General features: G+C 45.3%; 31 protein-coding genes. 23 read left to right on the top strand and 8 right to left on the bottom strand.

Features of this window, described 5'->3' with window-relative positions; all coding sequences use genetic code 11:
• Window positions 1–69 precede the first annotated feature (69 nt).
• From glmU to HRU78_13805, 8 genes are all read left to right on the top strand, one after another.
• Window positions 70–1,443, top strand: a complete 1,374-nt coding sequence (gene glmU / locus HRU78_13840; GenBank protein QOJ24593.1) for a bifunctional UDP-N-acetylglucosamine diphosphorylase/glucosamine-1-phosphate N-acetyltransferase GlmU — start codon at window positions 70–72, stop codon at window positions 1,441–1,443.
• Between the two features lie 52 nt (window positions 1,444–1,495).
• The gene (glmS, locus tag HRU78_13835) at window positions 1,496–3,352 is read left to right on the top strand and encodes a glutamine--fructose-6-phosphate transaminase (isomerizing) (GenBank protein QOJ24592.1); all 1,857 of its coding nucleotides are present in this window, start codon (window positions 1,496–1,498) and stop codon (window positions 3,350–3,352) included.
• 155 nt (window positions 3,353–3,507) lie between these two features.
• A complete protein-coding gene (locus HRU78_13830) occupies window positions 3,508–4,233 on the top strand; it encodes a YebC/PmpR family DNA-binding transcriptional regulator (GenBank protein QOJ24591.1) in 726 nt (241 codons plus the stop codon).
• A gap of 27 nt (window positions 4,234–4,260) precedes the next feature.
• On the top strand, window positions 4,261–4,779 hold the full coding sequence (gene ruvC / locus HRU78_13825; protein ID QOJ25069.1) for a crossover junction endodeoxyribonuclease RuvC: 519 nt from the start codon (window positions 4,261–4,263) through the stop codon (window positions 4,777–4,779).
• Window positions 4,776–5,357 (top strand): Holliday junction branch migration protein RuvA, encoded by a 582-nt coding sequence (ruvA, locus tag HRU78_13820; GenBank protein QOJ24590.1) that lies wholly within the window; start codon window positions 4,776–4,778, stop codon window positions 5,355–5,357. The genes ruvC and ruvA overlap by 4 nt, the downstream gene beginning before the upstream one ends.
• A 21-nt stretch (window positions 5,358–5,378) precedes the next feature.
• Complete coding sequence (gene ruvB, locus HRU78_13815) at window positions 5,379–6,425, top strand: Holliday junction branch migration DNA helicase RuvB (GenBank protein ID QOJ24589.1); 1,047 nt, start codon at window positions 5,379–5,381, stop codon at window positions 6,423–6,425.
• Window positions 6,426–6,451: 26 nt separating this feature from the next.
• Window positions 6,452–6,892 (top strand): hypothetical protein, encoded by a 441-nt coding sequence (locus HRU78_13810; protein QOJ25068.1) that lies wholly within the window; start codon window positions 6,452–6,454, stop codon window positions 6,890–6,892.
• A gap of 120 nt (window positions 6,893–7,012) precedes the next feature.
• Window positions 7,013–7,684, top strand: coding sequence for a Bax inhibitor-1/YccA family protein (locus tag HRU78_13805; protein QOJ24588.1), 672 nt, complete (start codon window positions 7,013–7,015; stop codon window positions 7,682–7,684).
• A 20-nt stretch (window positions 7,685–7,704) separates the two neighbouring features.
• Here HRU78_13805 and HRU78_13800 read toward each other — a convergent pair whose 3' ends face one another.
• Window positions 7,705–7,929 carry a hypothetical protein gene (locus HRU78_13800; GenBank protein ID QOJ24587.1) on the bottom strand — a complete coding sequence of 75 codons (225 nt, stop codon included), beginning with the start codon at window positions 7,927–7,929 and terminating at the stop codon, window positions 7,705–7,707.
• A 463-nt stretch (window positions 7,930–8,392) separates the two neighbouring features.
• On the opposite strand from HRU78_13800, the gene coxB reads away from it, so the two are divergent.
• The 8 genes from coxB (at window position 8,393) to HRU78_13760 (ending at window position 15,054) form a co-directional block, all read left to right on the top strand.
• Window positions 8,393–9,211, top strand: a complete 819-nt coding sequence (gene coxB, locus HRU78_13795; protein QOJ24586.1) for a cytochrome c oxidase subunit II — start codon at window positions 8,393–8,395, stop codon at window positions 9,209–9,211.
• A 12-nt stretch (window positions 9,212–9,223) separates the two neighbouring features.
• Window positions 9,224–10,810, top strand: a complete 1,587-nt coding sequence (ctaD, locus tag HRU78_13790) for a cytochrome c oxidase subunit I (protein QOJ24585.1) — start codon at window positions 9,224–9,226, stop codon at window positions 10,808–10,810.
• A 118-nt stretch (window positions 10,811–10,928) separates the two neighbouring features.
• Window positions 10,929–11,474, top strand: coding sequence for a cytochrome c oxidase assembly protein (locus tag HRU78_13785; protein QOJ24584.1), 546 nt, complete (start codon window positions 10,929–10,931; stop codon window positions 11,472–11,474).
• Window positions 11,475–11,488: 14 nt separating this feature from the next.
• Window positions 11,489–11,701 (top strand): DUF2970 domain-containing protein, encoded by a 213-nt coding sequence (locus tag HRU78_13780; GenBank protein QOJ24583.1) that lies wholly within the window; start codon window positions 11,489–11,491, stop codon window positions 11,699–11,701.
• Window positions 11,702–11,735: 34 nt separating this feature from the next.
• Complete coding sequence (locus HRU78_13775; protein ID QOJ24582.1) at window positions 11,736–12,593, top strand: cytochrome c oxidase subunit 3; 858 nt, start codon at window positions 11,736–11,738, stop codon at window positions 12,591–12,593.
• A 217-nt stretch (window positions 12,594–12,810) separates the two neighbouring features.
• Complete coding sequence (locus HRU78_13770; protein QOJ24581.1) at window positions 12,811–13,521, top strand: SURF1 family protein; 711 nt, start codon at window positions 12,811–12,813, stop codon at window positions 13,519–13,521.
• Window positions 13,502–14,083, top strand: coding sequence for a hypothetical protein (locus HRU78_13765; protein QOJ24580.1), 582 nt, complete (start codon window positions 13,502–13,504; stop codon window positions 14,081–14,083). The genes HRU78_13770 and HRU78_13765 overlap by 20 nt, the downstream gene beginning before the upstream one ends.
• A gap of 77 nt (window positions 14,084–14,160) precedes the next feature.
• Window positions 14,161–15,054, top strand: coding sequence for a protoheme IX farnesyltransferase (locus HRU78_13760; GenBank protein ID QOJ24579.1), 894 nt, complete (start codon window positions 14,161–14,163; stop codon window positions 15,052–15,054).
• Between the two features lie 82 nt (window positions 15,055–15,136).
• Here HRU78_13760 and HRU78_13755 read toward each other — a convergent pair whose 3' ends face one another.
• Both HRU78_13755 and HRU78_13750 read right to left on the bottom strand, forming a co-directional pair.
• A complete protein-coding gene (locus HRU78_13755) occupies window positions 15,137–16,519 on the bottom strand; it encodes an FAD-binding protein (GenBank protein QOJ24578.1) in 1,383 nt (460 codons plus the stop codon).
• Window positions 16,520–16,540: 21 nt separating this feature from the next.
• Window positions 16,541–17,119: a BON domain-containing protein gene (locus tag HRU78_13750; protein QOJ24577.1), complete on the bottom strand. Its 579-nt coding sequence runs from the start codon at window positions 17,117–17,119 to the stop codon at window positions 16,541–16,543.
• 153 nt (window positions 17,120–17,272) lie between these two features.
• Here HRU78_13750 and HRU78_13745 point away from each other — a divergent pair, with 153 nt between their 5' ends.
• Window positions 17,273–17,740, top strand: a complete 468-nt coding sequence (locus HRU78_13745) for a chemotaxis protein CheW (GenBank protein ID QOJ24576.1) — start codon at window positions 17,273–17,275, stop codon at window positions 17,738–17,740.
• A 55-nt stretch (window positions 17,741–17,795) separates the two neighbouring features.
• The gene (gene argB, locus HRU78_13740) at window positions 17,796–18,683 is read left to right on the top strand and encodes an acetylglutamate kinase (GenBank protein ID QOJ24575.1); all 888 of its coding nucleotides are present in this window, start codon (window positions 17,796–17,798) and stop codon (window positions 18,681–18,683) included.
• Window positions 18,684–18,711: 28 nt separating this feature from the next.
• Here the strand turns inward: argB and HRU78_13735 are convergent, their stop codons facing one another.
• Window positions 18,712–19,437 carry an RNA methyltransferase gene (locus HRU78_13735; GenBank protein QOJ24574.1) on the bottom strand — a complete coding sequence of 242 codons (726 nt, stop codon included), beginning with the start codon at window positions 19,435–19,437 and terminating at the stop codon, window positions 18,712–18,714.
• A gap of 249 nt (window positions 19,438–19,686) precedes the next feature.
• Between HRU78_13735 and rpmH the strand changes: the two genes are divergently transcribed.
• From rpmH to mnmE, 5 genes are all read left to right on the top strand, one after another.
• Window positions 19,687–19,821 carry a 50S ribosomal protein L34 gene (rpmH, locus tag HRU78_13730; GenBank protein QOJ24573.1) on the top strand — a complete coding sequence of 45 codons (135 nt, stop codon included), beginning with the start codon at window positions 19,687–19,689 and terminating at the stop codon, window positions 19,819–19,821.
• 18 nt (window positions 19,822–19,839) lie between these two features.
• Window positions 19,840–20,211, top strand: a complete 372-nt coding sequence (rnpA, locus tag HRU78_13725; GenBank protein QOJ25067.1) for a ribonuclease P protein component — start codon at window positions 19,840–19,842, stop codon at window positions 20,209–20,211.
• Window positions 20,199–20,408: a membrane protein insertion efficiency factor YidD gene (gene yidD / locus HRU78_13720; protein QOJ24572.1), complete on the top strand. Its 210-nt coding sequence runs from the start codon at window positions 20,199–20,201 to the stop codon at window positions 20,406–20,408. Before rnpA ends, yidD begins: the two co-directional genes overlap by 13 nt.
• A 166-nt stretch (window positions 20,409–20,574) precedes the next feature.
• Window positions 20,575–22,488 (top strand): membrane protein insertase YidC, encoded by a 1,914-nt coding sequence (gene yidC, locus HRU78_13715; GenBank protein ID QOJ24571.1) that lies wholly within the window; start codon window positions 20,575–20,577, stop codon window positions 22,486–22,488.
• Window positions 22,489–22,566: 78 nt separating this feature from the next.
• Window positions 22,567–23,922 carry a tRNA uridine-5-carboxymethylaminomethyl(34) synthesis GTPase MnmE gene (gene mnmE / locus HRU78_13710; protein ID QOJ25066.1) on the top strand — a complete coding sequence of 452 codons (1,356 nt, stop codon included), beginning with the start codon at window positions 22,567–22,569 and terminating at the stop codon, window positions 23,920–23,922.
• 102 nt (window positions 23,923–24,024) lie between these two features.
• Here the strand turns inward: mnmE and HRU78_13705 are convergent, their stop codons facing one another.
• The 4 genes from HRU78_13705 to HRU78_13690 all read right to left on the bottom strand — a co-directional run bounded on the left by HRU78_13705 (window position 24,025) and on the right by HRU78_13690 (window position 26,923).
• Window positions 24,025–24,453 (bottom strand): 4-phosphopantetheinyl transferase family protein, encoded by a 429-nt coding sequence (locus HRU78_13705; protein ID QOJ24570.1) that lies wholly within the window; start codon window positions 24,451–24,453, stop codon window positions 24,025–24,027.
• The gene (locus HRU78_13700) at window positions 24,372–24,719 is read right to left on the bottom strand and encodes a hypothetical protein (GenBank protein QOJ24569.1); all 348 of its coding nucleotides are present in this window, start codon (window positions 24,717–24,719) and stop codon (window positions 24,372–24,374) included. The genes HRU78_13705 and HRU78_13700 overlap by 82 nt, the downstream gene beginning before the upstream one ends.
• A gap of 19 nt (window positions 24,720–24,738) precedes the next feature.
• On the bottom strand, window positions 24,739–25,920 hold the full coding sequence (locus HRU78_13695) for a hypothetical protein (protein QOJ24568.1): 1,182 nt from the start codon (window positions 25,918–25,920) through the stop codon (window positions 24,739–24,741).
• A 220-nt stretch (window positions 25,921–26,140) separates the two neighbouring features.
• The gene (locus HRU78_13690; protein QOJ24567.1) at window positions 26,141–26,923 is read right to left on the bottom strand and encodes an outer membrane lipoprotein-sorting protein; all 783 of its coding nucleotides are present in this window, start codon (window positions 26,921–26,923) and stop codon (window positions 26,141–26,143) included.
• Window position 26,924 lies beyond the last annotated feature (1 nt).

Genomic DNA, 26,924 nt, shown 5'->3' with positions numbered 1-26,924 from the left:
ACCCTGTCGTTTCTGCCGTGATTCAATCAAAATACGTTTAATTCATATTTATTCTAGAAGAAGATCATTGTGTCGAAGTTAAACGTCGTGATACTTGCAGCAGGCGCCGGAAAGCGCATGCATTCAACGCTTCCGAAGGTATTACATACTTTGGCGGATAGTCCGTTACTGGCACATGTCATGCGTACCGCCCGGATGTTATCACCTGACAAAATTTGTGTCGTGATCGGTCATGGCGGCGATAAAATAAAACAGCTGATGACAGAGGAAGGTCTGATCTGGATACTGCAAGAACGGCAGCTAGGTACCGGGCATGCGCTGATGCAAGCCTTGCCTCGGCTAAGCACTGATGGCATGACGCTGGTGTTGTATGGTGATGTGCCGCTTGTTCGAATCGAAACACTACAGCAATTAATATCCGCAGCAGAAGAAAAACATTGTGCATTATTAACTGCGGTAGTTAGCGATCCTTTCGGTTACGGTAGGGTTTTGCGTGATTTGAAAACCGGTGCGGCTACTGCGATCGTAGAACAACGAGATGCCAATGAAGAGCAACAAAAAATATGTGAAATTAATACCGGCATAATGTTGATACCGAACCGGTATTTACACCAGTGGTTGCCGAAACTCGAAAACAGTAATACGCAACAGGAATATTATTTGACCGACATCATTGCGATGGCGGTTAAAGATGGAATCCATGTCGCTACATCGCAAGTAAAAAATCTCTGGGAAGTGATGGGCGTTAATAACAAGCGTCAATTGGCCGAGCTTGAACGGGTTTATCAAAAAAATCGTGCTGAAAAATTACTCGATGAAGGAGTTGGTTTACTTGATCCAAATCGCATAGACATTCGAGGTGAATTAGCCTGTGGTTCCGATGTAGAGATTGACGTTAACTGTATTTTTGAAGGGACCGTTACACTGGGTGATTTTGTTCGGGTAGGTGCGCATTGTTTGCTAAAAAATGTAACGGTTGCAGCAGGGAGCATTATTCATCCCTTTAGTCTGATTGAAGATACCGAAATTGGAGAAGACTGTAAGATTGGACCTTATGCACGCATTCGACCCGGAACGCGGCTGGCCAGGAAAGTGCATATCGGGAATTTTGTCGAAGTTAAAAATAGCCAGATTGCTGCAGCAAGTAAAGCGAATCATTTAAGTTACATCGGTGATTCCACAATTGGAGAAAACGTTAACATTGGCGCCGGAACCATTACCTGCAATTATGATGGCGCAAACAAATATCGCACCATCATCGAAGATGATGTGTTCATCGGATCCGATACGCAGCTGATCGCGCCCGTGAAGATTTCAAAAGGGTCGACAATTGGTGCTGGATCTACTATCACTAAAGAAACGCCGGAGAATCAGCTCACCTTATCCAGATCAAAACAGATCAGTATTACGGGATGGAAGCGCCCTCAAAAATCAAAATCATAGATTCTATGCGAAGGAATCGTTCAGTCAGCGTGAGTTGCAAGGAGAATGCGCTATGTGCGGAATAGTTGGTGCAGTGGCAAATAACAATGTCGTTCCGGTATTGCTGGATGGATTGCTACACTTGGAATACCGTGGGTATGATTCAGCCGGTCTTGTTGTTACATGTAACGGCTTACAAAGACTTCGCACAACTGGCCGCGTGACCGAGTTGCAAAAACTTGCCAATGAAAAGAATGCACATGGTTTTGCAGGCATAGCGCATACCCGCTGGGCGACGCATGGTGCGCCATCCGAGCGCAATGCGCATCCGCATTTTTCCGGATCGCCGGATTCATCCGTGCGGATAGCCGTTGTGCATAACGGTATCATCGAGAATCATGAAATCATGCGTAAGCGCCTGCAAGCTGAAGGCTATGAATTTTTGTCAGATACTGACACCGAAGTAATCGCACATCTAATCGCTTTTAATCTCAAGCATACCAATGACTTGCTAAAAGCAGTCTGTACTTCAATTGGGGAATTGCAAGGCGCCTATGCGATCGCGGTAATGGAAGAGGCGCAGCCGGAAAGAATTGTGGTGGCACGTAACGGGGCACCATTGTTATTGGGATTGGGTGAAAGTGGAAACTATGCTGCTTCGGATGCATCCGCTTTGTTAAAAGCAACCCGCAATATGATTTATCTGGAAGAAGGAGATGTCGCCGAACTTACGCAGGATGGGTACCGCATCGTCAATTGTCTGAGCGGTAGTTTGGCGAAGGAAGTGAAGCGGGTTGTGCACGAAAGCAATCTTTCCAGTGATGCGATTGAGCTGGGACCGTATGCGCATTACATGCAGAAAGAAATTTTCGAGCAACCGAGTGCGGTAGCGAATACCTTGGAAATGGTTTTTAATGCACAATCGATTTCGCCCAGCTTATTTGGTAGCGAGGCCGAGAAAGTGTTCTCCCAAACCAAGAGCATTCTAATATTGGCATGCGGCACCAGTTATCATGCCGGATTGGTTGCGCGTTACTGGTTGGAGACTGTTGCCGGTCTTCCATGTCATGTTGAGATTGCCAGCGAATACCGCTACCGGGATCCGATCGCGGATCCGAATACGCTGGTGGTCGGGATTTCGCAATCGGGCGAGACTGCAGATACGTTGGCAGCGCTCAACTATGCTAAGAAACTGGGTCATCAATACAGTCTTGCGATTTGCAATGTGCCGGAAAGCGCATTGATACGGCAAACCGATTTGCGTTTTCTTACGCGCGCAGGCCCTGAGATCGGTGTCGCATCGACCAAGGCATTTACCACGCAACTGGCTTCAATGCTGCTGTTGACGGTGACTCTGGCAAAAATGCGCAATAAATTGTCCGCTGAAGAAGAGCGGCGGATGATTATGACGCTGCGTCATTTGCCGATGGCGTTGCAGCATGCATTGCAAGTGGAGCCGCAGGTGCAGATATGGGCAAAAAGCTTTGCGCAAAAACGCCATGCATTATTTCTTGGGCGTGGTGTTCATTACCCCATCGCAATGGAAGGTGCACTAAAACTCAAAGAAATTTCTTACATTCATGCCGAAGCTTATGCAGCAGGTGAATTGAAGCATGGGCCATTGGCATTGGTAGACAATGAAATGCCGGTTGTTGCGATTGCACCCAATGATCAATTGTTAGGGAAACTCAAGTCAAACTTGCAGGAAGTGCATGCTCGCGGTGGCGAGCTTTATGTGTTTGCCGATGCCGATGCGCAGATCACGCAGAGCGAAAACGAACATGTTATTCGTCTATCGGAACATGCCGGTCTGCTCAGTCCTATTCTGCATACCATTCCGTTACAGTTATTGGCTTATCATGTTGCTCTGGCAAGAGGGACGGATGTTGATAAACCGAGAAATCTGGCGAAAGCGGTGACGGTTGAATAAGAGCTGCCTGCACGGCAGTGCAGACTGTGTTGTGGTAAGTTAAGAACAATCGCATCGAACCGTTCGTTTTTGTCTTCCGCTGCCGAGGTTGGGCACTTTATCCCTGGGATGCGGGGTGGTAATATAAAACCTACTTCAGTGAAAGGTGAATATCAATGGCAGGTCATAGTAAATGGGCGAATATCAAGCACAAGAAAGCCGCGCAGGATGCTAAGCGCGGTAAAGTGTTTACCCGCCTTATCAAGGAAATAACAGTAGCTGCCCGGATGGGCGGTGGCGATCCGGATAGTAATCCACGGTTACGCTTGGCGGTGGATAAGGCGTACGACCAGAATATGCCTAAGGATAACGTCGAGCGTGCAATAAAGCGTGGCAGCGGTGCGTTGGATGGTGTCGATTATGAAGAAATCCGTTACGAGGGGTATGGCATAGCAGGTGCTGCTGTCATGGTGGATTGTATGACGGATAATCGTGTCCGTACGGTGGCGGATGTGCGGCATGCATTCACAAAATACGGTGGCAATCTGGGTACGGATGGATCCGTCGGCTTCTTGTTTAAGCATTGCGGTCAGCTGATTTTTGCTCCGGGGACCAATGAGGACAAATTGATTGAAGCTGCATTGGAGGCGGGTGCGGAAGATGTGGTCAGTAATGATGACGGCAGTATCGAGGTGATTATCGCACCTTACGAGTTTATCAATGTGAAGGCGGCTTTGGAAAAAGCCGGATTTAAAGCCGAACTGGCGGAAGTCACCATGAAACCGGAAAATGAAGCTGCGTTAACTGGCGACGATGCGGTGAAAATGCAGAAGCTGTTGGATGCCTTGGAAAATCTGGATGACGTACAAAATGTATACACCACCGCCATTATTGTCGAATAGAAACACCATTGCTTCGCAGGTGACAAAATCCGTATTCTTGGGATAGATCCGGGGTTACGCATTACTGGTTTTGGCGTGATTGATAAAAGCGGCAGCAATCTGGCCTATGTCAGCAGTGGTAGCGTTAAAACATTTGCCGGTGAATTGCCTTCCCGCTTGAAGTTAATTCTGAGTAACCTGAGTGAGGTGATTGCGCAGTATCAACCCGAGCATGTTGCCATCGAGCAAGTTTTCGTCAATATCAATCCTAAAACCACTTTATTACTGGGGCAGGCGCGTGGTGCGGCTATTTGTGCTGCGGTGATGAATAATCTGATGGTGACGGAATATACCGCATTGCAAATTAAACAAGCTGTGGTCGGTAATGGTCATGCGAAAAAAAACCAAGTGCAGGAAATGGTCGTGCGCTTGCTCAAACTGACCGGGAATCCAAGCGCCGATGCTGCGGATGCTTTGGCTTGCGCCATTTGCCATGCGCATGGCGGACTTGGTTTGGGCAGGATAGCGACGGCAGGGTATCGCATGAAACGAGGGCGCTTGGTGTGATCGGACGATTAACCGGTGTATTGCTGGAAAAACACCCACCGCAGGTATTGCTGGATGTGCAGGGGGTCGGTTATGAGATTGACGTGCCGATGAGTACCTTTTATGAACTTCCCGCAATTGGAACACAAATTGCACTGCATACCCATTTGGTCATACGGGAGGACTTGCACCTGTTGTTTGGTTTCGCAACAGAGTCTGAGCGTCAAACTTTTCGTCAGCTGATCAAAATCTCGGGTATCGGTGCCAGAACGGCATTAGCGCTTTTATCGGGTTTAAGTGTGGCTGACCTGCATCGTGCCGTCGGTGCACAAGATAGTGCACGGCTCATCAAAGTGCCTGGTATCGGAAAAAAAACGGCTGAACGTTTATTGTTGGAGTTGCGCGATAAACTGGATTCTGCGGCAATCAATTTGGATCAAGCTCCATCCACGTCCACGCATGACAGTGATATCCTCAATGCGTTGTTATCATTGGGATATAGTGACCGTGAAGCAAGCTGGGCGGTTAAGCAGGTATCGTCGACTACAGTGTCTGAAGGTATACGTCAGGCGTTGCAGTTCTTATCAAAAGAAAGATGATTGGTCGCGTGAGGTTATCGAATGATTGAAACGGACCGTCTGGTTACTGCGATCTCCTCATCAGCGCAGGAAGAAATTCTGGAGCGCGCGTTGCGTCCCAAACAACTGGAAGACTATGTCGGTCAGGAGAAGATACGGGGACAGTTGCAGATATTTATCGAGGCGGCAAGAAAGCGGCGTGAAGCGCTGGATCATGTCTTATTATTCGGTCCTCCTGGTTTGGGTAAAACGACCCTTGCGCATATCGTTGCCAGGGAGATGGGGGTTAATTTGCGCCAAACTTCCGGTCCTGTTCTGGAACGCCCGGGTGATTTGGCGGCTTTGCTGACCAATCTGGAGCCTAATGATGTGCTGTTCATCGATGAAATTCATCGCTTATCTCCGATGGTAGAGGAAATTCTCTATCCGGCGCTGGAAGATTATCAGTTGGATATCATGATCGGAGAAGGCCCAGCGGCACGTTCCGTCAAGTTGGATTTGCCGCCATTTACTTTGGTGGGTGCAACGACCCGCGCCGGTATGTTGACCAATCCGCTGCGTGATCGCTTTGGCATAGTTTCCCGTCTGGAGTTTTATACACCGCAAGAGCTAAGCAAGATTGTTAGTCGTTCGGCAGGATTATTGAACGTGAGAATATCGCCGGATGGCGCATTTGAGATTGCGCGCCGCTCGCGCGGTACGCCGCGGATTGTTAACCGGTTACTGCGCCGGGTGCGTGATTATGCTGAAGTTAAGGCTGACGGTCATGTCACCCGTACTGTTGCGGATGCCGCTTTGAGCATGCTGGATGTGGATGCGATTGGACTGGATATCATGGACCGAAAATTGCTGCTGGCCGTGTTGGAGAAATTTAGCGGCGGTCCGGTGGGTGTCGATAATCTCGCCGCGGCGATCAGTGAGGAACGGGATACGATTGAAGATGTTTTGGAACCCTATTTGATTCAGCAAGGATTTCTGAAACGAACGCCGAGAGGTCGCATGGCGACGGCAGCGGCGTATCAGCATTTTGGCATAACTTTACCGAAAAGCGGACTCAACAGCGATCTTTGGGAAGAATCTGGTTTATAGTTATTGATTTCAATATTTCGAAATTTATGCGAGTTCAAACGTTACGTCTCATTATTGCTATTCTGTTAACAACGATGGTGATGTTGTATTTTTATACCAGTCGCGAGAAGGATTATTACAGCAAAAGCGCGGAGCCTGCCATTTCTCAAATCCTCTCGGATATTTCAAGCTGGGAAAAACAGAAATTGCTCATTCATTTGGCACCGGAAGCCAAAGGAACGATTAATGATGAGCAGTTGGAAGAACTATTAAAGCAATATCGCGGTTTTGGCCGGTTTCAATCTATCCAGGAACTTAATTTTTCACGGACTGTAAGCGCATTTTCGCTCTTAACTGAAAAACGGATTAATTATTCGGGTATCGCAAAATTTGATAGTGGCCCGATCAGCTTGAATATCACCTTGATCGAACGTGGTGGATTTTTTCTTGTTTATAATTTCAGCTTGGCAAGAGCTCAGCAAGAATAGAAGCGTAATTAAAAGATAAATATAATCCGTGCTATGATGCTTTGAACTATATCTGGAATATAGTAGTCATAGCGGTCGTTAGAATGGTTTGGCATCAATTTTACAGTGGAGGTTATCTAAATGAATCAAAATTACTCAACAGTTGCACAAAGATCAACATCTGCGTTAGCGACGAATAAAGTATTACGTAATACCTATATGTTGTTGTCTATGACATTGCTGTTCAGCGGATTTACTGCTGCACTTTCAGTGTTCTTGAATATGCCGCCAATGACTTATTTGATTTCGGTCATCGGCGGTATGGTGATCGCCATGTTTGTGCTCCCCCGTTTTGCTGAGTCGGCAGCAGGTATCGGCATCGTTTTTTTGATCACAGGCATGCTGGGATTTGGGTTGGGACCGGTGCTGACAATGTATGCATCGTTACCTAATGGCGGAAATATCATCACGTTGTCGCTGGGTGGTACAGGTGTGATATTTATGGGATTGTCCGCATATGCGCTGGCTACGAAAAAAGATTTCAGTTTTTTAGGCGGATTTCTAATGGTAGGTTTTCTATTGGTTTTATTGGCGGCGCTAGCCAATATTTTCTTGCAGATACCGGCCATGTCATTAATGATTTCTGCAGTTGTCATCATGATAATGAGCGGTTTCATCCTGTATGATACCAGTCGCATTATTCATGGTGGTGAAACCAATTATGTGCTGGCTACTATCGGGTTGTATATGACAATTTTCAATATCTTTATTAGCTTGCTGCAGATATTGGGTATTATGGGCAATGATGATTAATTCGTAAGTTTTGTATATTCTCAAAACCCCGGTTCTGCCGGGGTTTTGTTTTTTTGTTGAGTGAAATTGATTGTATAAGGATCAATTATGGATTGGACGGAAATTATTTCTGCATTAGCATTGGTAATGTTCATCATTGTTTTGTATCCAGCAACACGCGAAATGATAAAGAACAGTCCGAAGGCATCATCTTCTGATTGGATGAGCATTGTCATTCCTTTGTTGGCAATAATTTTATTTATCATGTTGCTGGTCGCGTTGGTGTAATTCGGATTTCATCCTTTGGGAAGCTTTATACCGGAATGCTACAGTATGTTTTTAAGGGGCAAAGTTGTATCAATAATTAAGATGAAATTATCTGTTTTCCTCAATGTTTTTTGTAACTCTCTTAAAGCAATACCATTTTATAAGCATGGGAATAATGCTATAAAAATCATGATTTTCCTTGTTTGAGCAGCAGTGGCATGTTAGAATTTCCCTTCGATTAATTAGCCTGTAGAAGATTCTATAACTAATAAAATCTAAGTTGCGGATAATAAGGAAATTCGGCCAAGGAAATTTAATTGTCGCCAATCATGGTGTAGTTTAACGAAACAGGGTTCTGGCGTATGACTTCCGTAAGCTGGCTGAACAAGGTGGGCGTTCAGGTTTGTAGCGTTCTTAGTCGTACCTGAAATCTGTAAAATTGGTAATCATGTGGGGGGAAATATGAGAAGTAAATCAGTAGTAACCCTGGCGGGGGTATCCGCTTTCGCTTTGTACTCAAGCATGGCGGTAGGGTCTAAGTATAATTTGCCCGAACCGCAGAGTGTTATAGCGAAGGATATCTATGATCAGCACATTCTGCTTATGTGGATCTGTTTGGTTATTTTTATTGGTGTTTTTGGTGTCATGTTTTACTCTGTGTTGAAACATCGCAAATCACTTGGCTATAAGGCGGCAAATTTTCATCACAGTACTGCAGTTGAAATTATCTGGACTGTAATACCTTGTCTCATTCTTGTCGTGATGGCTTATCCTGCAACAAAAACAGTTATCGCTATGAAAGATACTTCAAGTCCTGATATGACGATTAAGGCAACGGGATATCAGTGGATGTGGGGTTATGATTATCTTCAAGGCGAAGGCGAAGGTATAAGTTTCTACAGTAAATTGTCAACGCCGCGCGCTCAGGTTGAAAATAAAGCGCCTAAAGGTGAAAACTATTTGCTGGAAGTTGATAATCGTGTAGTTGTTCCGGTGGGTAAAAAAGTGCGTGTTATTCTGACGGCGAACGATGTCATTCATGCTTGGTGGGTGCCTGCGCTGGGAATTAAGCAAGATGCGGTTCCGGGTTTTATTCGTGATACATGGTTTACGGCAGACAAGCCGGGAATTTATCGTGGTCAATGTGCCGAATTGTGTGGCAAAGATCATGGTTTTATGCCGATTGTAGTTGAGGCGATGGAAGCAGGTGAGTACAGCAAATGGGTAGCGGCTCAAGGTGCATCTGCGGTTAAGACATCTATGCATGTGGAAAATAAGTAAAAGGAGATAACTATGGCAGCAGTACATGGTGACACACACGGTCACGAGCATGACGACCATCATCCAAGCGGAATAATGCGTTGGATTACAACGACCAATCACAAAGATATTGGAACGATGTATTTGTGGTTCAGTTTTGCAATGTTTCTTACTGGTGGAACATTGGCGATGGGAATACGTGCTGAGTTATATCAGCCAGGAATTCAAATTTTGCAACCAGAGTTATTTAATCAATTCACAACATTGCATGGCCTGATTATGGTGTTTGGTGCCATTATGCCGGCGTTTGTGGGTTTTGCTAACTGGCAAGTGCCGATGATGATTGGTGCTCCCGACATGGCGTTTGCTCGTATGAACAACTGGAGTTTTTGGTTGTTGATTCCTGCGGCAACCCTGCTAGTTAGCTCATTCTTTGTGCCTGGCGGTGCGGCAGCGGGTGGTTGGACGTTCTATCCGCCTCTGTCAACACAAGGTGGATTGGGTGTGGATCTGATGATTTTTGCGGTTCATATCTTGGGTGCATCTTCTATTATGGGGTCAATTAATATTATTACCACCATTTTGAATATGCGTGCACCTGGCATGACGCTGATGAAGATGCCGATGTTCGTATGGACATGGTTGATTACCGCATATCTGTTGGTGTTGGTAATGCCTGTTCTGGCTGGTACCGTAACCATGTTGTTGACAGATCGTCATTTCGGTACAAGCTTCTTTAATGCAGCAGGTGGCGGTGATCCAGTAATGTTCCAACATATTTTTTGGTTTTTTGGTCACCCGGAAGTTTATATCATGATCCTGCCATCATTCGGTATTGTGTCTGAAGTAATCCCGACATTTTCTCGTAAACCATTGTTTGGTTATTCATCAATGGTGTATGCAACGGCATCAATCGCGATTTTGTCGTGTGTTGTTTGGGCGCATCATATGTTTACGGCAGGTATGCCAACGGTAGGACAATTGTTCTTCATGTATGCAACCATGCTGATTGCTGTTCCAACTGGTGTGAAAGTATTTAACTGGACCGCAACTATGTGGCGCGGATCAATGACATTTGAAACACCCATGTTATTTGCGATTGGATTTATTTTTCTGTTCGTAATAGGTGGTTTTAGTGGTGTGATTTGTGCAATTGTGCCGATTGATATTCAAGTTCAAGATACCTATTATGTGATCGCTCATTTCCATTACGTACTAGTTTCTGGATCTCTGTTCGCTCTGTTTGCGGGGGCATATTATTGGATTCCGAAATGGACAGGTCGCATGTATAACGAAACATTGGGTAAGACGCATTTCTGGCTTTCAATGTTCTTCTTTAACTTGACTTTCTTTGTTCAGCACTTCTTGGGATTGGCAGGTATGCCACGTAGAATCCCGGATTACAATCTGCAATTCGCCGATTTTAATATGATTTCTAGTATCGGTGCATTTGGGTTTGGCTTGACGCAACTTCTTTTCCTGTACATTATGATTAGTTGCATACGCAGTGGAGAGAAAGCTCCTCAGAAACCATGGGATGGTGCTACAACGCTGGAATGGACTCATTTGCCAACACCAGCTCCATATCATAGTTTTGAGAAACCGCCTGTTGTTCAGTAAAACATCAGGTGATACGGCATATGTCACAAGAGACAGATAACAAGCGTAAGAAGTATAGGACTGCTCTGCTTCTGTTAATTACGGTGTTGGCACTTTATATCACGGTCATAGTAAAAGAATGGTAAATAGCAATACAAAAGCGAATGTTTTAATGATGAAAAAGCTGTTGGTTTTCACATTAATCATGTTTGTTTTTGGTTATGCTTTAGTGCCATTTTATGAAAAGTTTTGTGAAGTGACCGGTATTAATAATTTGCTTAGGCCGGACGTGCTGGTTAAAGACAACTGGGTGGATGAGGAGCGTTGGGTTACTGTTGAGTTTGATGCCAATACACGGGGATTGCCGTGGCAATTCAAACCTCTGCAACAAAGTGCTCGCATTCATCCAGGTGAGCCGGTAACAGTGATGTATGAAATTACTAATAATTCAGAACGTGAAATAAACGGACAAGCAATTCCTAGTTACAGTCCACGTTTTCTGGAGAAGCACTTGAAGAAATTTGAGTGCTTCTGTTTTACTAAGCAGGTTCTTAAACCAAAAGAAACGAGACAAATGCCGGTTCAGTTTGTAATCGAGCCGGGATTGCCCATCGATGTTCATACTGTGACAATTTCGTATACTTTTTTCGAATTGCCCGATGGTGCTAACCCCATCAAAAAATAGGGGAGTTATATAATATGGAAAACAATGCTGCTGAAAAACGAACTGGTGCAACAATTTGGCAAGTTGCTAAGGCAGTAATGTTTGCCTTTATGGGGATACGAAAAAAAAGCGATCTCGAAAATGATGCAGCTACATTAAAGCCAGCTCAGTTAATAGTTGGTGGAATTATTGGTGGTGTTCTTTTTGTAATTGGTGTGATGCTTTTAGTCAGATTGGTAGTTAGTTAGAAATTGAAAAAAACATAAGTCGGAGGAGAGAAGAATGAGTCAAGAATCAGGACACTATTACGTCCCAGCTCCATCGTCGTATCCAATTATTGGATCGACGGCAATTTTATTCATGGGATCAGGCGCTGCCTTGACAATGAATAAAATGGAGTTAGGCTATGGTTTGTTAGCGGTCGGTTTTGCAATTTTAATCTATATGATGTTTGGTTGGTTCGGAACTGTCGCTAGAGAAAGTGAAAGTGGTAAATATGGAGAACAGGTTGATCGTTCGTTTCGTTGGGGAATGAGCTGGTTTATTTTTACTGAAGTCATGTTTTTCTGTGCTTTTTTTGGCGCACTCTTTTACATGCGTAATTTATCTATACCGTGGCTACAAGAAGAAAGTACAGTGCTAGGCAATACATTTTGGTCTGCATATGATGGTAAATGGCCGACTGCAGGTCCAGGAGCACACGAAAAATTCACTTCCATGGGAGCTTGGGGTTTGCCAGCGTTTAATACATTGCTGCTTTTAACTTCAGGTGTAACGGTTACGATCGCTCATTGGAGATTGAAAGAAAACAGACGTGATGGCTTGAAATTATGGTTACTGGCAACTGTAGCTTTGGGTGCAACGTTTATTGCTTGTCAAGCGTATGAATATATTCATGCATATAATGATTTAAATCTGAAATTATCGACCGGCGCATATGGTTCGACATTTTTTATGCTAACCGGTTTTCACGGTTTTCACGTGACAATTGGAACGATCATGCTCTTCGTCATTTATTGCCGCAGTGCAGCAGGACACTTCACACCTGAACATCACTTTGGTTTTGAAGGTGTAGCATGGTATTGGCACTTTGTTGACGTAGTATGGCTTGGATTGTTTGTATTTGTGTATTTGATGTAAATCTTTTTAGTTAAACAAGCAAGGATTCCAGCTTTTACACATGAAGAATTGTGAATTTGGAAGTGAAAAATTCTGCAGTAAAGCATGTGAATAGCTGGAATCTATTGTTTGTACGATTAGATAAGTACTAGAAGATTCGTGTCATCTCAGCAGAAAATCCATATCAAGCAAATACTTCTTTGCAGCAATTCAACTCAAATAGCTATATTCAAACAAGATGACCGTATTGGGGTATCGCTTTGAACCAAAGTTATGGGCAATCACGATAACAGTTGTTTTTGTAATAATTTTTGTTGAATTGGGGAAGTGGCAATTATCCCGCGCAGAAGAAAAAAATACTCAACATGAACAACTGGAACAATATGCAAAACAACCGGCCGTTACATTGCCAGGTATTTTAGTAAAGCTGAAAGATTTTCAGTATCGGGATATAGAGGTAAGCGGTGAATACTTACCGGAATATACAATTTATTTAGATAACAAAACTTACCAAGGGCGTGCAGGTTATCATGTCATCACACCACTTAAAATTTCCAATAGCGCTCTTGCGATAGCAGTTAATCGAGGCTGGATTGCGACGGGATACGACAGGTCAATATTGCCGTTAGTCAAGGAAGTTATCGGCGAAGTGAGAGTGACAGGGATTGTTGCATCATCAGATATTAGAACATTAGAACTTTCAGACAAAATTGTCGAAGGGCCCGTGTGGGATAATTTTAATTTGGAGCGCTATCAAGAAGTAATTGGATTGCGCCTACAGCCGCTGATGTTGTTACAAAAAAGCGATGAGAAAGATGGCTTGATACGCGACTGGAGCAAACCTGATTCTGGTGCTTCTAAGAATATCGGGTATGCGATTCAGTGGTTTTCGTTAGCTGCTACAGCTGTAATTATTTTTATAGTATTGAATGTCAAGCGAAATAAATAAAAAATCAAATAGACGCAAGTTTTTACTACTGCTGGCACTGATGTGCGCGCCGGTTGTAATTTCTTATATGCTTTATTTCTTTGAATACACGCCTAAAAGCACGCATTATGGTGATTTGTTGTCAGTCGTGAAAGTTACCGGAAAAGGCACGAATTTAATCGACAATACCATTCTTCGGATGAAAGATCTGCACGGTAAATGGGTTTTTGTGACAGTAGATTCTGGTAATTGTGATGAATCGTGCAAGGAAAAATTATATTTCATGCGTCAAGTTCGATTAGTGCAAGGTAAAGAAAAGTATCGAATTGAGCGACTCTGGTTAATTAATGACGGTGTCACACCAGATCCTGAATTAGTCAGAGAATATGAAGGCACTTTTTTTGTGAATGCAAAAGACAGCGGAATTCTCGATCATATAGAAACCGCCGAAGTGCAAACAAAACACATTTATTTAATGGATCCATTAGGGAATTTAATGATGCGTTTCCCAGAAAAAGTGAATGGAACCAAAATGGGTCAGGATTTAAAAAGATTGTTGCATGTATCGCAGATAGAGCATTAAAAATTGTAGTTTTCGCTTTATCGAAATAAGACTGAAGGAATTTATAAGAATATTTGAATGATAGGGAGGTTAATGAAATGGCTACCAGTATGACATGGCATGAAACAGCAGTGCGAATAAACCAATTTTACCGGCTGACAAAGCCGCGCGTTGTATCGCTAATTGTATTCACGGCAGTTATAGGAATGTTTATGGCAGTTCCTGGTGCAGTGCCTCTCGACACTTTGTTTTTTGGAACTGTAGGCATAGCATTAGTTGCTGGTGCTGCGGCAGCATTAAATTGTTTGGTTGAACAAAAAATGGACGCAGTAATGGCGCGCACAAAAGGTAGACCTTTGCCGCAAGGAAAAGTAAGCGTACCAGAAACACTTTTTTTTCTGCTGCTTGTCGGTGGATTTGGCTTATTTATATTATATGAATGGGTGAATGAATTAACCATGTGGTTAACACTAGGCACTTTTGTGGGTTATGCCATTATTTATACGGTTATCTTAAAACCGCTAACGCCTCAAAATATCGTAATCGGAGGAGCATCAGGTGCTATGCCCCCGGTACTTGGATGGACAGCTGTTACCGGTGAAATAGCAAGCGATGCATTGTTGCTATTTCTGATCATATTCGCCTGGACGCCTCCTCATTTTTGGGCATTGGCGCTGTACAGAAAAAATGAATATGCTTCAATTGGTATGCCGATGCTACCCGTTACACACGGTGATCAATTTACGAAATTGCACGTACTGTTGTATACCGTTATTTTATGTGTAATTACAATATTGCCTTACATCACACAAATGAGCGGACTGATCTATTTGGTGAGCTCAACAATACTCAATGGCATTTTTATGTACTACGCTATTGAGATATACCGCAATTACAGCGATCAATTGGCGCGCGAAGCGTTTCGTTATTCCATACTCTATTTAGCGCTACTGTTCGTGGCGTTGCTTGTGGATCACTATTTCTTTTTCTAGATTTTCAATTAAGCTGTTGCTCGCGATATTTATTTTGTAACAATTAAATATCGCGAGTGCAATATTCAAAAGAGTAGAGATATCAGGTTTTTTCTACTGCAGGAAATAACTTACCCGGATTCAGTATATTGTTAGGATCAAACAATCGTTTGATATTCCGCATTAATTCTAAAGTCACACGATCAATTTCTTTAGTTACAAAAGCGCGCTTTTCGCTGCCAACACCATGTTCGCCTGAAAGTGTGCCGCGAAGCTTAATCACTAGGTCGAATATTTCATTCAAGCAGCGCTCTGCTCGTACCACTTCATCCGCATTGTCTGGATTAATCAATAGGTTTACATGGATATTGCCATTGCCGGCATGACCAAAATTGACATTGTGCAGCTGGTAGTGTGCGCTGAGCTGTGTCAATCCATGCAGAAATTGCGGCAATGTATCAACAGGCACAACAATATCCTCATTGATTTTCTTCGGTGCAATCTCGCGCAACAGCGGTGAGAGCGCTTTACGAGCCTTCCATAAAGCGCCTGTATTTTCGACTTCTGCGGCATGAATTAAACCGTCTGATTGGCATGCCGCCAGAATTGCCGCTATCGAATCGGCAATGTCGTTGCGGGAACCATCAACCTCGATCATTAGCATAGCGTTTGTGTTTACAGGAAGCATATCGGGGTAGCGACTTCGTATTAAACTCAGTGAACCGGAATCCAAGAACTCAAGCGCGCTAGGCAGTTGCGGTAATGCCATAATTTTAACAATAGCGGCGGTGCAACTGGCTAAATCGCGAAAATGCGCTGTGATACCGGCGATGGCAGCGGGCAATGCAGTAAGTTTGAGTGTCGCTTCGGTAATGATGGCGAGTGTGCCCTCCGAACCAATCAGGAGGCGGGTAAGATCATAACCGACGACACCTTTGGTGGTGTAGCATCCTGTGGTAATCAAATCTCCGGTGCCGGTAACAGCTTTCAGGCCTAGCACGTGCTCGCGGGTAGTGCCGTATTTAACTGCGTGTGGTCCGCCAGCACTGGTCGCGATATTTCCGCCGATGGTCGAAAACATAGCACTGGAAGGGTCCGGCGGCCAGAAAAAACCATAAGGCTTTGCTGTTTCTTGTATGGTTTGATTCAATACACCGGGCTCAGCAATGATCACTCGATTGGCTGGATCAACCGAAATAATGTTCAGCATGCGCTCCATTGATAAAGCGATACCGCCAAATTCCGGCAAGCTACCGCCAGCGGTTCCCGTGCCGCGTCCGCGAGGAATAAGTGGGATCCGATAGCGGTTGCATAATCTGACAGCCTGTTGCACTTCGGCGGTAGTAAGCGGAAACAATACGGCATCCGGAGGATAAATCTTGCGGCTGTTGTCATAGGCATAGGCGTAGCAATCAGCCGGATCGGTATAGAAACGATCGGATGGAAAAAGGCTGCGTAATTCAGTAAGCAAATTTTCCGGTAGCATCAATGAAATTGACTGAAGAAGCTAATTCAGATATTCGAATACTTTTACGACTTTTTTCACGCCGGAAGTGGAGCTCGCAATCTGAGCCGCGCTATCGGCTTCTTGCCGCGTAACGACACCCAGCAAATAAACGACTTCATTTTCCGTCACAATTTTGACATGATTGATCTGAAACTTACGCTCAGCGAGAAAACGCGTTTTTACTTTAGAGGTAAGCAGTGTGTCATTGCTGCGGGAGGCCAGTGAAGTGTTTCCGGCGACAGCAATTTCATTGAAAATTCTGCGTACATTATCGACACCCATCACGAGCCTGCCGATATCGGTTTTGATAGTCTCAGTAGGAGCTTCACCGCTTAACAGAACCATGCGGTTGTAACTGGTAACATTGATGTGCACTTTATCGCCAAATTGCTGATGAATGCGTCGTGCACTTTTGAGTTCAATACCTTCATCTTCGATGAACATGCCACTGGTTCTGCGATCTTCAGAGATATAAGCTCCCGTTCCCGCTGCAGTGCCGACTGCAAACATAGGGACGCAACCGGTCAGAAATGGCGATAATAAAACAAGCAATAGCCAGCCGCAGTTGAAGTGTTTCATGTTTTTGACTCCATAGAATTCAAATTTTCATGGCCGATAATACAGTAAAATAACCGGATAACGAATAATCAATTGCCGCAGCGAGAGTTGCGGAAGATGCGATTTAACGGTAATGCTAAACACGGATGAATACTAATTGAGTAAGTTGTGCAAATGAAAGGTACCGATAGCCACGAGACTGCGTCAGCCGTTCTGGGCGTTGCAGCGGGCGAGGATCGTTATCTGATTTCCATGACCGAAGTCAGTGAAGTGATACCGATACCCAAATTAGCGCACGTTCCATTGACGCAGCCGTGGTTTCTAGGTTTGGCCAATGTGCGTGGAAATCTCTACGGTATTACGGACCTCGGTGTTTATCTCGGCGGCCATTCCGCGCCGTTCAATTTAAAGTCACGAATCTTGCTGGTGTCGTCCGGTAATAAGCAATATGCCGGTTTTATCGTCAATAGCATGTTAGGGATACGGGATTTATCCGAATTTTCTTCGGTTAAAATAGCTAAGAAAAAACTACCGAAGTGTATTACAGCCCAATATAAAGATGCGGAAGGACGGCAATGGCGGGAGTTAAGCTTACTTAAATTGATCGGTGATGAAGAATTTCTCCGGATCGCGTGTGAATGAAACGTTCAATACATTATTTATGGCACTATATTTTTTGAAAATTGATTGAGAAAACATGTCGACTTCCCATATTCTTGCTAAAGAAAAGGCCAAAATTCTGGCCGAAGCTCTGCCGTATATCCAACGCTTTCACGGTAAAACTATCGTCATTAAATATGGCGGCAACGCCATGATTGAGGAAAATCTGAAGCATGGGTTTGCGCGCGATGTCGTGTTGCTGAAATTGGTCGGCATGAATCCGGTAATTGTTCATGGCGGCGGCCCGCAGATCGACGATATGCTCAAACGTGTCGGGAAACAAGGTGAATTTATCCAAGGCATGCGCGTGACCGATGCCGAGACTATGAATGTAGTTGAAATGGTGTTGGGCGGATCGGTTAACAAAGATATCGTGAATCTGATCAATCGTCACGGCGGCAAAGCGGTCGGCCTGACGGGCAAGGACGGCGCTTTTATCCGTGCTAAAAAAATGCTCATGGCGGACCGGGAAGCAGCAGGTAAATGGATCAATATCGGCCAGGTTGGTGAGATCGAATCGATCGATCCGACGCTTATCGCACTTCTCGATACGCAGGATTTTATTCCGGTAATCGCACCAATCGGCGTGGGTGCGGACGGCGAATCGTATAACATCAATGCCGATTTGGTGGCTGGAAAACTGGCGGAAATTCTCCAAGCGGAAAAACTGATTTTGCTGTCAAATATTCCCGGTGTGCTGGACAAAAACGGCAGCTTGTTAACCGGTTTAACCGCACAAAGAGTCGATGAATTGTTTGCCGATGGTACTATATCCGGCGGCATGCTGCCTAAAATAGGATCGGCGCTGGATGCGGTCAAGCAAGGCGTCAAGTCTTGTCACATTATTGACGGACGCGTGGAACATGCACTGCTGCTGGAGATTTTGACTGATCAAGGTATCGGAACGCTGATCAAAGAAAATTAGAAAGCAGCGATTAAAAGGTTTTTTGTTTTTACCAGCGCTTACCCAAAGCTGTCAAAATACCGCGCAAAATCTGCACTTCTTCTTTTTCCAGCCGTATCCGGGCGAGCATGCGGCGGATCCGTTGCATCAGTAGCTTAGGCTTTTGCGGATCAAGAAAGCCGCTAACGGTCATTAGCCGTTCAAGATGCGCATACAATGATTCCAGCTCATCGAAGTTCGCCAGCTTCCTGTCAATGGCAGCAGGTTCGGTATTTTCAGTCAGCGCCATGCGTAGTTCATAAGCCATTATTTGCACCGCGCTAGCCAAGTTTAATGAAGGATAATCGGGATTTGCCGGGATATGAATGATGATCTGGCATTTATTGACTTCCGCGGTTGTGAGACCGGAGTTTTCACGGCCGAACAGTAATGCTACCGGCTGCCGCTGCGCCAGTTGCAGTAATTCCCGCGCACCCTGTCTGGCGTCGAAAACAACGGGCGATAGCTCGCGCGGCCGCGCTGTAATTGCGGCGGTCTGGACAGTGTTCTCTAGTGCCTCATCAAGATCTTCGCAAACTTTGGTTTTGTGTAAAACATCAACGGCATTGGCAGCGCGGGCATCCGCTTCCTGCTCAGGGAAAGATTTCGGATTAACCAGATACAGTGAGTGCAGCCCCATCGTTTTCATGGCCCGCGCCGCCGCACCGATGTTACCGGGGTGACTCGTGTGACTGAGCACGATGCGAATGTTATCAAGCGGACAGAGCGTGCTCATGGGAGTATGTTTATTTCAAACCGCGTGTATGGTTTCATGAATCAATCAATTATCAATAAACCTGATTCTATCAAAAAGAAGAAGCACTCTTGCTAATCCATGAACTGCAATACTCGAACTTGCCGGTGCTTGCTTTAGCAAATGGTTATGCGCACTCGGATTGGAAATGAATCGAAAAGAAAGTTGACATGAAGACCCATAACAAGTTCTAATACGCGGTTCTATTGACTAAATAAATTAGAGAGAAAAATGAAACGTACTTATCAACCTTCAGTGACGAGAAGAAAACGTACACATGGATTTCTAGTTCGCATGAGAACGCGTGGTGGGGCAGCAGTTATCCGCGCTCGCCGTGCAAAAGGGCGCGCTCGATTAAGCGTTTAGTTCCGGCTGGAAAATTTTATTTTTAGATTTGTTGAAACCGGTTCTTTGCCCAGAAATTACAGATTACGTAAGGCAGCTGAGTTTGCTGCGGTAATCAATTTGAAATGCCAGGCCAGTGGTGATTTAATCCAAATTTATATGAAGCCGAATGAGTTTGAATATGCGCGGCTAGGATTAATTGTTGCAAAAAGAGTTGAACGGTCTGCGGTTAAACGCAATAAAATTAAACGTATTTTACGGGAAGCGTTTCGCAAGAACCGGTTTTACGACCAAACGATAAAAATGGATTGGGTTATGCGGTTACGGCGGCCTGTCCCCAGAAGCGAGTTGATAAGGTTGGCTGCTGAGACACAATCATTAATGCTTCAACTACAGCAATGTCACGGTTAATTATTGCCTTAATAAAATTCTATCAATATTGTATTAGCCCTCTTTTTGCGCCATCATGCCGTTTTAGTCCAACTTGTTCACAATACGCTTGCGATGCATACGCTAAATATGGTTTTTTTCATGGAACACGATTGAGTGTCTGGCGCGTACTGCGTTGCAATCCCTGGAGTAAAGGCGGTTACGAGCCCATCCCTTAATATATCAATCCTACTGCAGCCATAGTACTCAACTAATTTATTGTTTATGAGTAAGAATTGTCGACAAGATAGCGCTGTCCTGAGTGAAATAAAACCAATAGCGGCTATCGAGTGATGCACGGGAGTTTTAGCGCTTTGTCGAAAAATTAACTTGATTAGATAAATAATGGAAACAAGAAAACTCATACTTATCATTATCTTCTCCACCTCGCTACTGTTTTTGTGGGATGCTTGGCAAAAAGAATTATATCCTCCGGCTTCGCAAGTCATGTCGGGAGCATCTGCTGATTCCGCAAATCAGCGCCATGATCCATTGCCGGTGCCCGGCGATGAATTGACTGCTTCCGCAAGCGGAACTGGAGCCGCCTCGGAAATCGAAGGTGTCAGTCCGTCAATAACGCCCAATCTGTTTACTATCGGTGAGAAAATTCATGTCAAAACGGATTTGGTTGTGGCAGAAATCGATACGGCAGGCGGCGATATCCGTCAGCTTGGCTTGATTGCGCATCCATCCAGGGAAGATATCAGCAAACCCTATGAGCTGTTACTGGATAAAACCGCGCGATTCCAAGTTGCGCAGTCAGGGTTGATCGGAAACGGTCTGCCCAATCATAAAACAAAATATACCGTAGATTCGAATAACTATGAACTGCAACCTGGACAGGACAAGGTTACAGTGCGTCTTCTCGCACCGGAAGTCGACGGTGTGCAAGTTGCCAAAATTTATACTTTCCATCGCGGCAGTTATGTCATTGATGTGGAATTCGAAGTCGTAAATCACAGTGATGCTGCGATTATTCCATTCTCTTATTTTCAGATGCTGCGGGATGCGAACGATCCCACGGGTGCCAGTACCATGGTTCATTCCTATACCGGCCCGGCGATGTATACGGATGAAGAAAAGTTTCTGAAAATAAAATTTTCCGATCTGGATAAAAACAAAGCGGAATATCCGACCAATGCGGACAATGGCTGGATAGCCATGCTCGAACATTATTTCTTGACGGCCTGGCTGCCTCCGCAAAATACACCGCGTGAATATTTTGCCAAGCGTCTGGCGCCCAACCAGTATACCGCCGGCGTTATTGCACCGGTCGGCACGATTGAACCGGGGCAGACGAAAAATATTACCATGCCTTTCTATGCCGGTCCGCAGGAGCAGAATAAGCTTGCAGAACTGGCACCCGGTCTCGATCTGACAGTCGATTATGGTTGGTTGACGATTCTTGCCAAGCCGCTCTTCTGGCTGCTTTCCTTCTATCATTCATGGACGGATAACTGGGGGGCTGCCATTATTTTGCTGACGTTGACAGTCAAACTTCTATTCTTTCCATTGTCGGCTGCGGGCTATCGTTCCATGGCAAAAATGCGCGTGGTGACACCCAAACTGCAGCGCATACGCGAGCAATACGCCAGTGACCGGCAGCGTATGCATCAGGCGATGATGGAATTCTACAAAGAAGAGAAAATCAACCCGATGGGAGGATGTTTACCGATTCTGGTGCAAATCCCGGTATTTATCGCGTTATTCTGGACGTTACTGGCAGCGGTTGAGCTGCGCTATGCGCCGCTTGCGTTATGGATAACCGATATGTCAGTGCCCGATCCGTATTACGTGCTTCCGGTGATTATGGGCATATCGATGTGGATTCAATCAAAACTTAGCCCCACACCGACGGACCCGATCCAAGCGAAAGTCATGCAGATCATGCCGATCGCTTTTAGTGTGTTCTTTTTCTTCTTTCCGGCGGGTCTTGTGCTTTATTCGCTGTGCAACAACATCCTCTCCATTGCGCAACAATGGCAAATAACGCGCATGTATGAAATCAAGGCCGAGGGAGATGCCAATAAGAATAAGAAAAAAAGCAAAAACGTGCCTGAACCGGCTGAGAAAAATCTTCAGTCGACTGCATTGGCAACCACTGAAGAAGAAATAATTACTGAGCTGGAAGCCAATATTGCTGCAAATAGCGGGCAGAGTGAGAAGAAACAATCACAGCAGGCAGCTACTCCCGGTAAAAGTAAAGCGGCAGTCAAAGCGAAAAGTACGCCGCAGGGAAAAAGACCAAGGAAAAAATAGTGATGAAATGACCGGTTATCGGTAGTATCGATAACCGGTATCGTCATCAGTGACAGCAGCAAGCCGTGGAGATGATCGATAGCAAGTTCTGATATTATCGCAGCAATTGCAACACCGCCCGGCCGGGGTGGGATTGGTGTGATTCGAATTTCCGGCAAGAATCTGACAAAACTGGCAGAAGCGATTCTGGGTAAACTTCCCAAGCCCCGTTATGCCTGTCTCAGCAAATTCCTCGATACCGATGGGCGAATTATTGACCAAGGTATCGCACTCTATTTTCCCGCACCACATTCCTATACCGGTGAAGATATTCTGGAGTTACAAGGCCATGGCGGCCCGGCGGTCATGGATTCATTGCTTAACCGTTGCCTTACTGCCGGTGCTCGTCTGGCGCAACCCGGTGAATTCACGCTACGCGCTTATCTCAATAATAAAATCGATTTGATTCAAGCAGAGAGTGTTGCGGCTATTATCGAAGCCAGTACGCATGAGGCTGCACGGTGTGCGATCAATTCATTGCAGGGCCATTTTTCGTCCCGGATTGAAGAGCTGGTAAGCTCGTTGATTACGCTTCGCATGCTCATTGAAGCCACGCTCGATTTTCCTGAGGAAGAAATCGATAACCTACAAACTTTGCAAATCATCGAAAAGCTGGGGTATATCCAAGCCCACCTTGAGCAAATATTTCTGGCTGCACGGCAAGGCAATCTGCTCCAGGAAGGTATCCGCATCGTATTAATGGGCGCGCCCAATGTCGGCAAATCCAGCTTACTGAATCAATTGGTACAAGAGGAAGCCGCTATCGTCACGGAAATTCCTGGAACTACGCGCGATACGATTCAACGTACCATTTCTATTTCCGGTATGCCGATCCATATCATCGACACCGCAGGGCTCAGAAAAACCGATGATGTGGTGGAACAAAAAGGCATTGAACGTACAATTGCAGCGATTAAGGATGCCACGATGGTGCTGCGGCTGATGGATGTCAGTCAGCATCACCTTGGTGATGAAAGTCCGGCGCAAAATGCTATTCCTGTCGGTAAACCGTACATCACCATATTCAACAAAATTGATCTGGTTAATGAAAATCCAAGAGTCGAAGATCAGGAAGGCGCAAATTCGATTTATCTTTCGGCCAGAACGGGTGCAGGCATTGAACTATTACGCAGAAAAATATTGGAGCTCGCCGGCTGGCACTTTAATCATGCCGGCGAAGGTATTTTTATGGCCAGGCAGCGTCACCTGGAAGCATTGAAAGAAGCGCAGATGTATCTGGAGAACGCGCAAAATTTCACGCAAGGTGAATATCAACTGGAACTGCTGGCGGAGGAACTCAGGCTGGCGCAGAATGTTCTGTCGTCGATTACGGGACAATTTACCGCCGATGACTTGCTTGGCGAAATTTTTTCGCATTTCTGTATTGGAAAATAATTGATTTCTCAGGTGCTTCTTAAGCATCCATTTAAAGAGCTGATTTCCGAGCAATGCCTAACGCGGCAGACCGCTTGCGTGGAACAGCTATTCACCGCTTCTCTAATACAACCAGATTCCGGTATAAACATGCGATTGATCGAAGTGCGCATGGCCTACCGGCTTACATTTCTTGGAAAAAGATTGATTTATTGACTGATCGAGAATATGTGCGAAGAAAATATTCTGATTCAGCTGCATTGTGATGTTGATGCGGTTTAATTCCAGTAGACAATCGAATGCATAGTAGCAGCATTTCAATACACTTTCTTTTGCGGAAAATAGGCTATAGGCATATTGATCCCTCAATGCGGGTTGAGTAAGTAAAATTGCATTCTTTTCCGCTGCCGAAAATAAATTGTTAAGTGTGCTGTACGGAAAAGGAGTGAGAAATTCTTGAATATCTACTCCTAATGCGCGAATGTTTTTTTTTGAACCGCTGCCGCAACCGCTTTGCCGCCGCTGTGGCTGATGCTGCCGGTAATACCGCAAGGCCAGAGCGGTGCGCCATTCTGGTCGGCTAAAAGCGGCGTGTCTTTATGTCCCATTTTATCGAGAACCTGATGGGCGCAAAAACGGCCGGTACAAAAGTCTTGCTGGCGCTTAATGCCGGCTCCGGTTATCAAGGATAATTCCGACTTGTGAAGCGCCCGCTGATCTTTCGGCGTGTCACAGATTGCAAAATAAAAAGGCGGGGAAGGTAGCATGGTTGCCAGCGCTTGCTCTGTACGACGGTTAGAGGATGATTTCTTTGGCATGGTGATAATCCTTCAAAGGCTAGAAGTAGCGCGCGATGCGGAACTGGATATAACTGTCTTTGCGATAGCCGGTCAGAATCTCCGTTCTGGGGTGATCCGGTGAAATATTTTCGAAGAACCGCGATTCCAATTCGATTTTCCATTTTTCACCGATTCTGCGGCTTGCAGTGACGGTGCCGATTTTGGCTTGCGTTTCCACATCGGTGGTAACTCCGGCCAGGAGCTGTGAGTTTTGTGCATCGTTAAATGCAAACCGCATGCCGAAGAAGACATCGTTATTGAACGGGGTAGGAGGCGCAGTTCTATCGCGCCCATCGTAAAGATATTCCGCCAGCAGGCCTACATCGATATCGGTGCCGAGTAAACCATAATGTGTGTATTCGGCGCCAGCGACGACCGCTGCGAAGCGCTTGCCCTGTCCGCTGCGTGTGATCGCTTCCAGTTTGAAAAGCCAATTGCCCAGTGACGCTTGAGCATCCAAGCTGGTTTGTTGAATCAGATCGTAAACTGGCACGAGCGCTGTCGGATTGGTATTGAATCCGTTGTCAAACCTCGGCAGGAGTCTGGGTTCGCGGCCAACACCCATGAAATGCGCGATGCCGATATCGACGTTACCAAAAGTCCGGCTCCAGCGAACCGCCCAATCCTGATGCCAGCGACCGGCATTACCACTAAATTCCGATGCATTCTGATCGACCGGCGGTACGAACCTTAATCTTCCGTGCAATGCCGGGAAAGTACGGTCGCGAAAAAACGGTAAATATAAAAAATTGAAATTCCCATACGCGCTGGGTATGTTCAAACTGACCATCGGTTGTCCCAGTTTTTCTTCACCGTTGATATTTTCTACCAGATCAATCTGATTAATGATATCAACGAGATGACGAGACTCGGTCACACCCCAGAATACTCTGCCGACACCCACGCGTATATTCCATTTCGGATTCTGATACAGCCAATTAAACTCACGAAGATCAAAGTGAGTTCGATGTTCATCAATGGCATCAACCCGGCCGAAAGGAATGAAGGTGAAACGGTTCGAACCATTACCCCATTCATGGCGGAATTCCGGTTGTGCGACGCCTGACGGTACGAAACGAAGATTGCTTTGCTCAGGAAATACCGGAGCGTTGACATAAGTACGAAAATCTATAGCCGCAAAACCAGACCATTCAGCAGCGTAGGCATTGGTTATAATCATGCTTGTAACCAATAAGAAGTGGATTAATCTAGACCGCATTACAGTTGTCTTTGAGCGCTATGTTTTCAGAAATTCCGGGTGGTTGGTATTTAATCCGGCATCCCGCAGGAGCCGGATTAAATATCTTTATTTTTGCAACATTGTTAAACCGGACAGGCAGTTTCTATCCTGACTTACTGGGAAATTTTTATATGAAGATTGGAATGCATCTTGTTTGATCTTACTGCACATTCTTCAATGAGCTTTCCATGAAGTCAGTTTCCGTCAATCCGAGCCGGAACCGGTAGTTGGTGCGCAGCAATAAAGTGCTTTTACCATTCTGATGATTGATCATTTCAAGCTTGCCGGCTCTCCAGTACTGGCCTAAATATTGGTTGTAGTCACTGAAAGTAAGCGTCTTGAGCAAGGTATTCTTGCGATCATAAAAATCGATCCTGCGTGGCTGGTAGATGGTTTTATCAATCCATTCAACTTGGCGGACATAACCTGAGTGCTCGTACGCAGGGATGTTTTCGATCACAAAGCAGTCATTACCATCCACAACTTCGTCGCGCAGGTATTTATATTTGTATTTTTCCAATTCCCATGAGGCGATGTCTTCATAGGCGAATTCGCTACCCATGAAAGGCCCGGATTTGTTGACCGTTGAAATACGTTTGACGCGCTTCAATTCCGGCAGGTATAGCCATTGATCATCCGGTTTTAAGCCGTGCGCGTAGGTTAAAATGGCCGTGCCTTTTACATCGGCGGGGCGATGGAAAACGCCGAGTTCCTTATCGCCGTCACCGGTCATTTCCAGTGTTTTGTAGGTGAATTCACGCTTGCTCTCATCGCCTTGCGTGTTGCGCAGAATCATCAAGGCATCGTGAATACTGTCGCCAAAACCGGTATCGCGGCGTTCAACTTCACGATTGATGGCGTAACCTTTCTCTTCGTCGGTCATGGCATGCAGCAGCGTGTTCATGCTGAAGAAAATACTGAGTAGGTAAATGATCTTTTTCATT

Source organism: Gammaproteobacteria bacterium, assembly GCA_015709635.1.
GTDB lineage: Bacteria > Pseudomonadota > Gammaproteobacteria > Burkholderiales > Nitrosomonadaceae > Nitrosomonas.
Note: the sequence above shows the minus strand (reverse complement) of the source record. Positions and strands in the feature narration are given on the sequence as shown.